The sequence below is a fragment of the Microcoleus sp. Aus8_D2 genome, assembly GCF_036702665.1.
Taxonomy (GTDB): domain Bacteria; phylum Cyanobacteriota; class Cyanobacteriia; order Cyanobacteriales; family Microcoleaceae; genus Microcoleus.
This window is the reverse complement of record NZ_JAUBUN010000033.1, coordinates 41,502-54,533: the sequence shown is the minus strand read 5'-3', so window position 1 is coordinate 54,533 and position 13,032 is coordinate 41,502. Positions and strand designations below refer to the sequence as shown.

Here is a 13,032-nt window from a genome sequence, read left to right as displayed (position 1 = left end):
CCGCTACACCCAAACCCAACTCCAAAATCTATCACTTAATATCCATAAACTTAAACCCGTGACAGTTAAACTATTGTCGAAATTGCGCCGCCGAGAGTTTCTGAAAGCTTTCTCACTTGGTTTTGCCGCCCCTTTTTTGTATAACAGTACAGCACATTCTCAAGACTATTCAAATCTCGCAAAAAGTACGTTAGCGAAGCCCTCGAAGAGGAACGCCACCAATCTCACAGCCCGAGAAAACCAAAAACCCGGAACTGCGGATTGGGAGTTAGAAAATCCTGCTACGAAGCGAGAAATCGAAGGTTACGCCTCTCTAACCAGCGTCAATCTGGGCGGCGCAATTAAATTATTTGTCAACACTAAAGAACCTAATTATACTATAGAAATATTCCGCGCCGGATGGTATGGCGGACTGGGCGGCCGCCGGATGAATGACCCAATTGTGCGGAAGGGAATCAGACAACATCCGGCGAAAGAAGATGAAGCATCGGGACTGATAGAATGCGATTGGAAAGATCCGTATATTTTGCAAATTCCCGATCGCCCTTCCGACTGGACAAGCGGCATTTATTTAGCTAAACTCACTGCCAGTATCAGCGGGAAACAAAGTTATATTATCTTTGTAGTGCGGGATGACGATCGCAAATCCGACATTTTATTTCAATCCAGCGTTACCACTTTTCAAGCGTACAACAATTGGGGCTACAAATCCCTTTACCGCTGGAACAGTCAGGCAAAACAAGCCTACAAAGTTTCATTTAATCGACCCTACGCCATGAGTCCCAACCGCAAAGCAGCTTACGGGGTAGGGGCGGGGGAATTTCTGACAAATTTTCAGCCAAAAAGGAGAACTTCGAGCGCTGGTTGGGAATACAATATGGTCAGGTGGCTGGAAAAAGAAGGCTACGATGTTACCTATGCCACCAACATTGACACGCATTTTAACTCTCGGTTGTTGTTGTCTCACAAAGCATTTTTATCTGTAGGTCACGACGAATACTGGTCGCGAGATATGCGGGAAAATATAGAAGCAGCTAGAGATGAAGGCGTCAGCATCGGCTTTTTTGGTTCCAATATTTGCTACTGGCAGATCCGCCTAGAACCCAGCCGGATTAATGGCGAAGTAAACCGAACTGTAGTTGCTTATAAAGAAATGGCAGATTTAGACCCTTTGGGCGAATCTCAACAGCAATTGAGCGCCGTTGATTCTATCGTCGAAATAGCGGATGGTGGGGAATTGAACTACGGCATTCGCAAAGCAGAACCCGCTCGAATAGCAACAACTTACAAGAATAAATCCCCTGCACTTTATTCTTTAGTAACAACTCGCTGGCGAGACAGATCTGTCGGGAGTCCCGAGGATGCTTTAATCGGTGTGATGTACGAGACATTTCAAGTAAATTATGATATTGCGATCGATAAAAATGCCCCGGATTGGTTGCTAGAAAAAACTCAGTTAAAACAGGGCGACAAGTTACCGGGACTGTTGGGTTATGAAGTCGATCGAATGTTTGGTAATGCCCCGAAAAATATAGTTAGGGTCGCCCATTCTCCATACCCTCACGGGGGAGGCACTCGCTATGCTGACATGACGGTTTATACAGCAGATTCGGGGGCGAAAGTATTCGCGACTGGTTCGATGCAGTGGGCGTGGGGATTGGATGATTACAATGCGCCGCAGTTGCGATCGCCAGTTTTAAATGCCGGAGCTCAGCAGATAACGCGAAACGTTTTAGCAAAGCTGTTAAATTCAGCCAAAGAGTAAATTATAGCCTTTCTCAAAAAGATGAGGTACTCATGGCCAATAGCCAAACCGGCCAAACCGGGCTATCCTCACTACGCTTGAGAACCGCTATATATAATAACTATAGCAGTTCGAGTTAAAGATGAGATACGTTTGAGGTAATAGGTAATGGGTAATTGGGAAAACATAATCGGTAATCATAAAAAAGCTTGCGTTTCAAAAGCTGTGCTGCGGCAATTATTCCTTACCAATTACCCATTACCTATTACCCGTTACCATAAGCGTCCCTCGTCTATTTGAGAAAGGCTAAGGTCAATACAGTTCACTTAAAATAGATTCCCCCTAACCCCCCGATCGAAGCAGGGCGGTTTTATGGTCAGGAAAATAAATCTGAAAGTATCGAAAGCATCGCTCAAAGATCGAGTGGTGTATTAGACGCAACTGTCATATTAATCAAGGTACGTAGTTGGGATGCGAGCCCTCTTCATGTATATCTCGAAAGAGGGCTCGCATCCCAACTACGTACCTAATTTTTATGATTACAATAAAACCACACTGCTTGTTAACGGGGATGCGAGGGGGATATCCAAGTATAAGGAGTGTTAAGTGAACCGTATTGGGCTATAGGTCAAAAAAAACTGTAGGGTGCGCACTACGTACCCTACAACTTATATGTAACAGGTTAAACAGTAAATAGATGTAGAGGAGGTTTTACTGATTGTTAGATTTGCCGTCAAACACCTCTCTGAGTAACGTCAATCCTGCCAAAACTATCCCCATCTGCTCCTCAGACAAGTCCTCGAACATTGGCGAAATATTGTTACAGGTGAGCTCTCGAATTTCTTCGAGCCTCGCGCGACCCGTTTCTGTCAGTTTCAGCACCACCGCTCGCCGTTCCTGAGGATGTTCTTTGCGGTCTACAAAATTTTCCTGAACCAAGCGCTCGCAAATTGCAGAAGCCGTCGGTCGAGTCACCCCTAAATAATCGGCTAACTTGGATAAAGAAGAACCTGGATAGCGGTAAAGAAACATGAGACTGCGAAACTGAGATATCGATAAAAAGGGTTCTCCTTGATTTCGCATTTGGGATCGAATCGACCCCACAATCAGCGGAATAATTTCCACTACAGCAGCAGCGCATTGCTCGGGGGTGATGCCTGTAGAGGATTGTTCCAAATTCATCTTTCTTCCCCCTTATAAATCTCCACCATTGCTGTAGTCAGCAAGGTGGCGTGAGCAAAAGGGATGCTCGGTTGGTGCAGCATACAAATCACATTTCATCTTTGAGTAAAAAACCTTCGGCTCAACAGAGGCTCTCTTTGAAGCTCCCGCACCTACGGGCGAGGGTGCTTCGGTGGCTGATTTAGGTTTTTAGTTTACCTTTCCCAAGAGGGTGTAAGTAAGTATAGGCGACTGGGGCATTTAATTCTGGACGGATCGCTAATTTGCTTTATAAACAGTACAGGTATTCGCTCTGCACCGCAATTGCAGTAATACTAACTGTTAGGTTTTCTAACAGTTTAGAATGAATTTATTTCGGTTAAATAGTCAATTTATATGAAAATCGTGGGTAAATTTGGGAATTTAATCTGTTTATCCCTCGCTGATTTGAATTTGCTGCAATTAACTGCCGCGCGCGGCTATTTTCATTTAGGGATCCCGAAAGGTTGCTTTTAATTGGCGGCAGATTTTTTTTGTTGTCGATCGCTCAAAATGGCGATCGATCGCATCGTGTAACACCATCTAAAGCAGTAAGTATTATTACATATCACTTAGGTAGTGTCGGTGATAGATGTCACATTTATTGGATCGATCGGCAAAAGTGCGATAAATTTTGGAGTTTCAACCGCCGATAGCTCGCGGGTTGGACGCGCCACAATAATTAACCAAAATGAATATAAAAAAGTGGAAAATTTGGTGTTTATTGGCAGGATTAACAACATTTTTGTGCTGCGTACAAGTACCTATGTTCGCGAAAATTGCGGGTGCGATCGCAAATCAAGTCAACGGCAAGACTGAAATATACCGCCACCAACTTGTCGTCGCCCAAAAGATCGGCTTAGCCGAACTCTACCGCAAGGCTTGCCATACTTTGCTGCCAGTGATCGAGCGAGTTAAATTTGATTGTCCCAGCTTAATTCAAAACCAAATATATCCGATATAAAAAGCAATGATTGAAAATCTCTCCCACATTTAAATCGCTACATATGGGTTGAGAAATTTAGATTATGTATTGGATCTGACTGATGCTTTGAACAATTCACAAATCATGTTGAATCGCAGTTTAGCCATCCCCAAAACTTGCTGTTTGATGCCAAAAACAGCAGTCTGGCACTAGGTTTGACCTAGGGAGCATCTCATTTTTGCAAAAAGCATTTTTTTGACAGTGCTGTCCTCGCTCGCGTGCTATGCAGACTCGCTCGCGAGGACGCTCGCACTCTTGTAAGCAAAACAGAGATGCTCCCTTTGACGTGTTTGTTGACGCCAATGAATGCGGGGGATTGCCCCCCTACAGCAGAAGCTGTGGGTAAGTCCTGGCGCACGGGCGATCGCCCCCTGCACGCCCTGTAATACCCCTGGGCCCGCTGCGTGAAGCCTTCTTCCCGCAGGGGTTCGGTGAAGGGTAGTGTAGCTATCCGGTAGGGAATCCCCCATTTACTGTAAACTTTTGTAAAGTTTAGGCAATTTTTGCATAAAACTTGGGGAGCGTGCGTGAGATAAATGCAGGGGAAACGAGCAGGGTGAGAGTTCGCTCTCAAGCCCGAATTTCCGCTGCTTCAGGTTCAACTGTTGATTGTTACATTTATTTTTGGGTTGGAGTCTTTAAAAATATGCCACAGGATTCGATCGAGGGTGTTGAAATCAAGGCGGGATTTACGATCGCAGGGGAATCAATTGCCGCTATTTCTCAAAATAAGCTGCCGTCAATCTCATTAAATGTTAAATATCCTCCTGGTATTGGCGGCACTGCTGGCACTGAAAAGGAAGAAATTTTTACAAGCAGTATAGATATTGCTTCAAAGGAGTCTGTTAAAGATAAATTTTTGTCAAGTCCAAACGCTGTTGATATTGGAGTTGGGATTGATTTTCCGAAAAAAGAACCTGAGGCAAATTCTCAAGTGGGTATTGATTTGCTGACAGGTATCAAAGTGGTTGATGTGAATTCGATCGCAGATGTTGTCATTGGCGGGAAAAAAGCGGATGTCGAGAGAGATCCACTGATTAATCCTGCTGCAATCGATAAATCGCCATCAATTTCTAGCAGTATTGAACCCAAAAGTAGCGAGAAATTAGAGTCCAAGGCGCTCGCACCTCAAGTCAAATCTGAGGCTGTGGTTGAGAAAGTAGAGTCCAAGTCGATCGCGCCATCGGTGAAATCTGAGGCTGTGGTTGAGAAAGTGGATGAAAAGTCGATCGCACCGTCAGTGAAATCTGAGGCTGTGGTTGAGAAAGTAGAGTCCAAGTCGATCGCGCCTGAAGTCAAATCTGAGCCGATTGTTGAGAAATTGGCGTCCAAGTCGATCGCGCCTGAAGTGAAATCTGAGCCGATTGTTGAGAAATTGGCGTCCAAGTCGATCGCGCCTGAAGTCAAATCTGAGACGGTTGTTGAGAAATTGGTCGAAAAGTCGATCGCGCCGTCTGTCAAATCTGAGGCTGCGGTTGAGAAATTGGTTGAAAAGTCGATCGCGCCGTCTGTCAAATCTGAGGCTGCGGTTGAGAAAGTGGGCGAAAAGTCGATCGCGCCTGAAGTCAAATCTGAGACGGTTGTTGAGAAATTGGGGGAAAAGTCGATCGCACCTTCCGTGAAATCTGAGGCGGTTGTTGAGAAAGTCGATTCCAAGTCGATCGCGCCTGAAGTCAAGCCTGCGGTTGTTGAGAAAATGGGGGAAAAGTCGATCGCGCCGTCTGTCAAATCTGAGGCGGTGGTTGAGAAATTGGCCGAAAAGTCGATCGCGCCGTCTGTCAAATCTGAGGCTGCGGTTGAGAAATTGGTTGAAAAGTCGATCGCGCCGTCTGTCAAATCTGAGCCGGTTGTGGAGAAAGTGGGCGAAAAGTCGATCGCGCCTGAAGTCAAATCTGAGCCGATTGTCGAGAAATTGACCGAAAAGTCGATCGAGCCGTCCGTCAAATCTGAGGCTGTTGTTAGTGAAAAAGAAGTTTTAACCGCAGAGAGCGCAGAGAGCGCAGAGGGAGGAGCAAGAGAGAAAGTAATCAATGAAAAGCTTGTTAAAAATGCCGATAATCCGGAGGTAGAAAAAGGCGTAGAGACAGCAGTTATGCCGAGCGCAACTCCGGCACCAAAGCTGTGGAATCTCACCTTTGATACTGGTGTTTTCAAAGTCAACAATCCCAATGGCTTAGTGAAATTTGATTATCTATTTGACGGTGGCGACTATCAAGGAGAACTGGCGATATTCAACATCAAAGGCATGAATCAGTTCACCAGTCAAGAAAATTTCATCAAAGAAGCAGCGCGTCGAGCCACCAGCAATTCGGCTGAAGGTTATATCGTCATCAAGGACTTAAATGAAGGTGCAAGATTTAGCGGAAAAGTCAGTTACGAAGACAATTACAACAAAGGTAATTATCAAGGCATCAAATCCTTTGCCATGAAGTTCGGCGACGAATTTGCCGTGATGTTAGTTCCCAACGGAACTGTGCGGCAGGTATTGCAAAATCCTAGTATTGGCGGTGATTTGAGGCCTTTGTTTTCCTTGGGGACGGCGAATCCTAACGATGAGTTTTCGCTGCGGCAAATTGCCGATGTTACTGGCGATGGCAGTACGTTTGCGATGGAGGATTTGCGGGCGGATGTTTGGACAGACCGGGATTATAACGATATCACGTTTAAGGTCACGGGAGCGACGGCGAAGGCTCCTTTGTTGGCTGGGGCGATCGCACCAGAGCGTGACTGGACAAAAACTGATTTTGGTGGAGACTTAGTTAAGTACGCCAAGTCGGAAGTTGAGTTCAAAGGGACTAATGATAGTATTGCTAAATCGCTGTCCGATCGCGTAAATTACAGCGTGCAAAGAGCGGAAGTTCTCGACAACTACGAACCGGAAGCGTTGGCGCAAACGAAACAGTGGGTTGTGGGAGTTACTTCCGGCAAATCTCCTGAAGATTTTGCGAACTTATTTGAAGCCAAAAACCTGGGTGCGACGGGACATATCCCCAACACTTATACCTGGGAATTGCCTGCAAATGTCACACCAGCACAAGTGCAGTCTCGCTTGGACAATCTCAACGGTGTCGAGTTTGCTTATCCGCTAGTTGCGATCGAACTTAAACCGCAATCGATACCGAACGATACTCTATTTCAGCAACAGTGGACTTTGCAGAATACGGGACAAAGTGGCGGCACTCCCGGCGCGGATGCTAATGTTACTAAAGCTTGGGATACTGCGAAGGGGAAAGGAGTTGTCATTGGGATTGTTGATGATGGTTTGCAGCACACTCACCCGGATTTGCAAGACAGGTATCGGGCAGATTTGAGCCGCGATTTTAATGAGATAACTAACGGCGTTTATGACAAAGATCCGATGCCCAATGCCAACCAAGGACACGGAACCGCAGCCGCAGGAGTTGCAGCAGCAACAGGCAATAATAATTTAGGAATTAGTGGTGTTGCACCGGAAGCATCTTTAGCAGGTTTGCGGTTGCTGGCCGGGCCTGTGAACGATCGACTTATTGCCGATGCTTTGTCTTATCTCAACAATGAGATCGACATTTATAACAATAGTTGGAAGCCGACTCAATCTTTCGGCAGTTCGCCTTTAAGCGAATATGTAATAGAACAGGGTGCGACTCAAAATCGCAACGGATTAGGTACTAATTACGTGTTTGGTGCCGGCAACGATCAAAAATCAGGTGGCAATGTCAATTACAATGACTTCGCTAATTCTCGCCATGCGATCGCTGTAGCTGCGATCGATGATAAAGGCAAGCAAACTACCTACAGCGAACCGGGCGCATCGGTGTTGGTATCTGCTTACTCTAGCAATACAACTCCATATAATATCCCCGCAGTAGTTAACCAAGACATTCCTGATGATGGAACTGTTTTTACTTCCACTCTCAATGTCAGTGGTAAACCAGCAGTTATCACCGATATAGGGGTTTTATTAACTCTGCAACACCCTCGCAACAGTGATTTAGATGTATTTCTGACTGCGCCGTCTGGTAAAAAAGTTGAACTGTTTACCAATATCATAAATAATGGCAATTTCTTCCAAAATACTCAGCTATCAGACAATGCTTTTACTTCCATTGCTGAGGGGGTAATTCCAGCAGGAGTTTTCCGACCAGAAGGACGATTATCTGATTTTGACGGTGAGAATCCTAACGGAACTTGGAAGTTAGAAATTACCGATCGTACCGGAGAAGAAATTGGTTTCTTAGAGAATTGGTGGCTGTCAACTAATACGAACGGTATTGTGACGACTGATTTAATGGGAACAGATGGGAAAAGTGCGGGGAATTATACCTATGATTTTGGTGGTACTTCTTCAGCAGCACCCTTAGTTTCTGGGGAAATTGCTTTGATGTTAGAGGCGAATCCCACTTTGACAAGACGCGATATTCAGCATATCTTAGTCGAAACTGCAAAGCCTACAGATTTTGGTACAAGTTTGACTCAGCGGAAAATTTTAGGTTGGATTCAAAACGCCGCTGGTAAGTGGGTGAATCATAAATATGGCTTTGGGGCAATTGATGCAGCAGCAGCAGTTGAAAAAGCTAAAACATGGACGCCTGTTAGTAGCGAAATTGCAATTCGTTCGGCAGAAGTATCAGTGAATGCTGCTATTCCAGATAACCGTACTGCGATCGATCGTACCGTTACAGTTAATGAAAATATTACTGTTGAATGGGCAGAAGTAATGTTTGATGCGACTCATTTGCGGCGGGGAGATTTGGATGTCAGGCTGGTTTCTCCCGATGGTACGGAATCGATTTTAGCTCAATCGAGTAGCGATTCTGGCGATAATTACAGTAAATGGGTGTTTACTTCTGCCCGCAATTGGGGAGAGTCATCGGTAGGAGATTGGAAGTTGAAAGTTTCCGATACAAATCCAGGAGAAGCAGGTACTTGGAATGCTTGGAAGTTGAATCTTTTTGGGACTAAACCGACGGTTTCACTGGTGGCGACTGACCCGGATGCTACGGAAGGGCAAGATCCGGGGGAGTTTACGATTACTCGCACTGGGAATACTAAGTTGCCGCTGACGGTGAATTATGCAGTGACAGGACTCAATACTTGGTCGCCACCGGAATCAGAGAGTGATAAAGATTACAACTCTTTAAGCGGTGTGGTTACTATCCCGGCCGATCAATCTTCTGTCAAAATTCCGATTCAAACTATTGACGACACGGTTGCTGAATGGCCCGAATCAGTTGTATTGCAGTTAAAGGCAGATAATTCTTACGAGATGGGTTCTAGCAATCGCGGTAAGGTGACAATTTGGGATAGCGAAACACCTGAAGTTCAAGTATTTTCAGAATGGTTTTCTGGGAAAATTGGCAATTACCAACGGGAAAACTACGCTTCTGAATCTGGGAATCTTGCTGATGTTACATTCCGGCGCATCGGCAGTTTAGCTGAGGATTTGACGGTAAATTACTCGCTGACGGGAACTGCTACTCCGGGTACGGATTACAAAGCTGTATCTGGTTATCCACCTATGTCTGGAACCGCTGTCATTCGTGCCGGCCAACACGATGTTGCTTTTATTGTAGAAGCGATCGACGATACTTTAGTAGAAGGAGAAGAAACAGCGATACTTTCAATCACCCCAAATGCTAACTACAAAGTATGGGAAGGTAGCGGAAGTATTAAGACAACAATTTGGGATAACGATGATAAACCAACTGTTTCAATAATACCTACAAAGGATACTGCTTCTGAATACGGCGAGTTGGGTCAATTTACATTTACTCGCACTGGCAGTACGGCTAATCCGCTCACTGTCGATTATTGGGTAGATCCTAATTGGTGGCCGCGCGCTAAAGATGGTGTGGATTTTCAGTTGTTCAACGGTCAAATTCTGCTTCCAGCTAATCTTTCTTGGCTTGCACAAGACCAAAAGAAAGCCTCAATTGTGATTCCTGCTGGTGCTTCTTCGGTGACAGTTGACGTGAAACCGATCGATGATGCCATATCTGAAGACAAAGAAAAAGTGCGTTTGCTGCTGGTAGAAAATCCTCAATACACGATCGCTCAAAATGACGGTGCTGAAGTAACAATTATTGACAACGATACTCCTACATTTGGGTGGAAGCGACAGTCGGGGATATCAACAACTGGTTATGATTCCTCGAACGCGATCGCAGTCGATCGCACTAACAACATTTACACCGTCGGCCGCACTTCTGGCAACTTAGACGGCAGCAATCAGGGGCTGTATGATGCCTGGATATCGAAGTATGACAGCACGGGACAGCAAATTTGGAAGCGACAACTCGGAACTACTGCTTATGATGCTGCTAGCGGTGTTGCTGTGGATAAGGATAGCAACGTATATGCGATCGGTTCGACAGACGGCGGTTTGGGAAATACGAGCGATCGCACTTCCTGGCTTGTCAAGTACGGCACCAATGGCGATCGAATTTGGCAACGCAATTTACTGACACCAGATTATAACATTGCCAATGGTGGAATTTCTGTTAGCAGCGACGGCAGCATAAATATCGTCGGGCGCACGATCGGCAATGCACCGGGAAGTAGTGAAATCACCACCGATGCTTTTGTCGCCAAATACGACAGCAACGGCAATCAACTTTGGGTGAGACAAATCGGAACTGCTGCTTGGGATGAAGCGAAAAGTGTCGCTTCTGACAGTGCGGGGAATATCTACATTGCCGGAACGACTAACGGCAATTTGCAAGGAACCAATGCTGGTGATGCTGATGCTTGGTTGGCAAAATATGACAGCACAGGCAATGAAATTTGGAGGAAACAAATAGGGACGATTGCGGAAGATGAAGCTTTTGGAGTTGCTGTCGATAATGGCGATCGGGTTTACCTGACTGGGTATACAAAAAACAAATTGGGAGATGTTTTTACAGGCAATCCAGGCGAATGGGTAGGCGAAGAGAACGGTCAGGGGGGCGCGTTCGGCCCAGGCGACGACACTAAATTAGGCGGTATTTATTACGGAAATGCAGATGCTTGGGTTGCCCAATTCAACGCCGTAACTGGTGTGTTGAATTGGAAGCGGCAGCTAGGAACATCCGCCTACGATGCCGCTACTGGAGTTGCCACCGATATTTATGGCAACGCCTACATTACCGGGCGCACTCGCGGCAAATTGGGAGAAAACTATGCAGGTGGCGACGATGCTTGGGTTGCCAAGTATAACGTCAACGGTGCATTGCAGTGGAAGCAGCAATTGGGAACAGTTGGCGATGATGTTTCTAACGGTATTGCTGTTGGCAGCAGTGGGGTTTATATCGGCGGCGTTACCTCCGGGAATGTCGAGGGAAATAATTTGGGAGGTGATGATGCTTGGATAGCTAAATTGTCTTAGACAGTTGACTGTTGACAGTTGACTGTTGATAAATTAAGCGCGATCGCCCACTCTCCAGAGAATCGATTCTCTGGGTGGTGAAATACAAACCGAAACAGATCAACAAATTTATCTTTCAGATCCGGAGAAAAAATCAAATGCCAGAAACAACAAATATCACTTCTTATTGGTCATTCGATCCAATTGTGTATGACTCTCTTTACGGTCAGAAAATTCAGTCAGTTAGAGGCGGCACTCTTTCCCTACAATCGGACGGAGGGGAATCAATTTCTATAGATTATTTGTGGGGAAGGCGTAGCTACTACAATAGCCCAACCAGACCAATGGATTCACCAGAAATAGAAGACTACACTCAGGTATTCGCGCAAGATCCAAATGATTTGTATTGGTGGGAAATCACAGCGTCAAGTCCTGCTACACCTCCACCATGCCCGCCCGGTCAAATTTGCTTGAAACCTGCTGATACTGGAGTGACGAATGTCGATGAAATAATTTATTACTTAGCTTTGGGGAATAACATAAATCCCGATCGCTTGCTGTTAGAGAAATCAGTCAGACAGATCGACAATAGTAACCCCAGTCTTGACGATGCAGTATTCAGCTTGTTGATTCAGCAACCGTACAAAGTTTCAGGTGTCAGGGAGATTTTCAGGAAAGAGGAGATTAAAGTTGATCTTCCCGGCAATCCAAGAGTACCTAACCCTTCGGAACCTGTGCCGGAACCGAGTTTGCTTTTCAGCAGTTTGGCTTTTGGTGCTGTCAGCATTTGGATGCGGAAACAGCGGGGGAAATTAAAAGCTGCACGCAAGTAAATTGCCGCAAATTTCATAGGCCTGTAGGGGCGGGTTCGCCAACAATATTTGATGCTCACAAACAATCTTGATAAACCCGCCCCCACACAACAGATAACCCACATGAACCTTAATTGCGATCGAATTTTCAAAATGTACATGGTGATTTATCGTTGGGTGGGGGCGGGTTTTTGAAATTGTCGATTATTGGCCGGTATGGTTGGTGAACCCGCCCCTACAAGAGCGATCGAAATGTATGCGATGATTGATATCATTATTGACAAAATTCACAATCTGTAGGGGCGGGTTCGCCAACAATATTTAATTCCCACAAACAATCTTTATAAACCCGCCCCCACACCACAGATAACCCACATGAACCTTAATTGCGATCGAATGTACAAAATGTATATATAGATTTATCGTTGGGTGGGGGCGGGTTTTTGAAATTGTCGATTATTGACCGGTATGGTTGGCGAACCCGCCCCTACAAGAGCGATCGAAATGTATGCGATGATTGATATCATTGTTGACAAAATTGACAATCTGTAGGGGCGGGTTTACCAACAATATTTAATTCCCACAAACAATCTTGATCAACCCGCCCCCACACAACAGATAACCCACATGAACCTTAATCGCGATCGAATTTTCAAAATGTACATGGTGATTTATCGTTGGGTGGGGGCGGGTTTTTGAAATTGTCGATTATTTGCCGGTATGGTTGGCGAACCCGCCCCTACGACATTTGGGAATTGATGTTTATCTCGATCGCAAATATGATTTATCGTTGGGTGGGGGCGGGTTTTTGAAATTGTCGATTATTTGCCGGTATGGTTGGCGAACCCGCCCCTACGACATTTGGGAATTGATGTTTATCTCGATCGCAAATATGATTTATCGTTGGGTGGGGGCGGGTTTTTGAAATTGTCGATTATTTGCCGGTATGGTTGGCGAACCCGCCCCTACG

General features: G+C 45.5%; 5 protein-coding genes. 4 read left to right on the top strand and 1 reads right to left on the bottom strand.

Features of this window, described 5'->3' with window-relative positions; genetic code table 11:
- Nucleotides 1–58: 58 nt before the first annotated feature.
- Nucleotides 59–1,765 carry a N,N-dimethylformamidase beta subunit family domain-containing protein gene (locus QUB64_RS22980; protein WP_333275027.1) on the top strand — a complete coding sequence of 569 codons (1,707 nt, stop codon included), beginning with the start codon at nucleotides 59–61 and terminating at the stop codon, nucleotides 1,763–1,765.
- A 690-nt stretch (nucleotides 1,766–2,455) separates the two neighbouring features.
- Here QUB64_RS22980 and QUB64_RS22975 read toward each other — a convergent pair.
- The gene (locus tag QUB64_RS22975; protein ID WP_333275025.1) at nucleotides 2,456–2,926 is read right to left on the bottom strand and encodes a MarR family winged helix-turn-helix transcriptional regulator; all 471 of its coding nucleotides are present in this window, start codon (nucleotides 2,924–2,926) and stop codon (nucleotides 2,456–2,458) included.
- A 784-nt stretch (nucleotides 2,927–3,710) separates the two neighbouring features.
- Between QUB64_RS22975 and QUB64_RS22970 the strand changes: the two genes are divergently transcribed.
- The 3 genes from QUB64_RS22970 to QUB64_RS22960 all read left to right on the top strand — a co-directional run bounded on the left by QUB64_RS22970 (nucleotide 3,711) and on the right by QUB64_RS22960 (nucleotide 12,083).
- Nucleotides 3,711–3,908: a hypothetical protein gene (locus QUB64_RS22970; RefSeq protein ID WP_333275023.1), complete on the top strand. Its 198-nt coding sequence runs from the start codon at nucleotides 3,711–3,713 to the stop codon at nucleotides 3,906–3,908.
- A gap of 577 nt (nucleotides 3,909–4,485) precedes the next feature.
- Nucleotides 4,486–11,271 carry a S8 family serine peptidase gene (locus QUB64_RS22965; protein ID WP_333394222.1) on the top strand — a complete coding sequence of 2,262 codons (6,786 nt, stop codon included), beginning with the start codon at nucleotides 4,486–4,488 and terminating at the stop codon, nucleotides 11,269–11,271.
- A gap of 137 nt (nucleotides 11,272–11,408) precedes the next feature.
- Complete coding sequence (locus QUB64_RS22960; RefSeq protein WP_333275013.1) at nucleotides 11,409–12,083, top strand: hypothetical protein; 675 nt, start codon at nucleotides 11,409–11,411, stop codon at nucleotides 12,081–12,083.
- The last annotated feature ends 949 nt before the right edge of the window (nucleotides 12,084–13,032 follow it).

Bases quoted from the DNA above. Each gene is read 5' to 3' on its own strand.
- QUB64_RS22970 (WP_333275023.1), top strand. From the start codon at position 3,711: ATGTTCGCGAAAATTGCGGGTGCGATCGCAAATCAAGTCAACGGCAAG.
- QUB64_RS22975 (WP_333275025.1), bottom strand. From the start codon at position 2,926: ATGAATTTGGAACAATCCTCTACAGGCATCACCCCCGAGCAATGCGCT.
- QUB64_RS22960 (WP_333275013.1), top strand. From the start codon at position 11,409: ATGCCAGAAACAACAAATATCACTTCTTATTGGTCATTCGATCCAATT.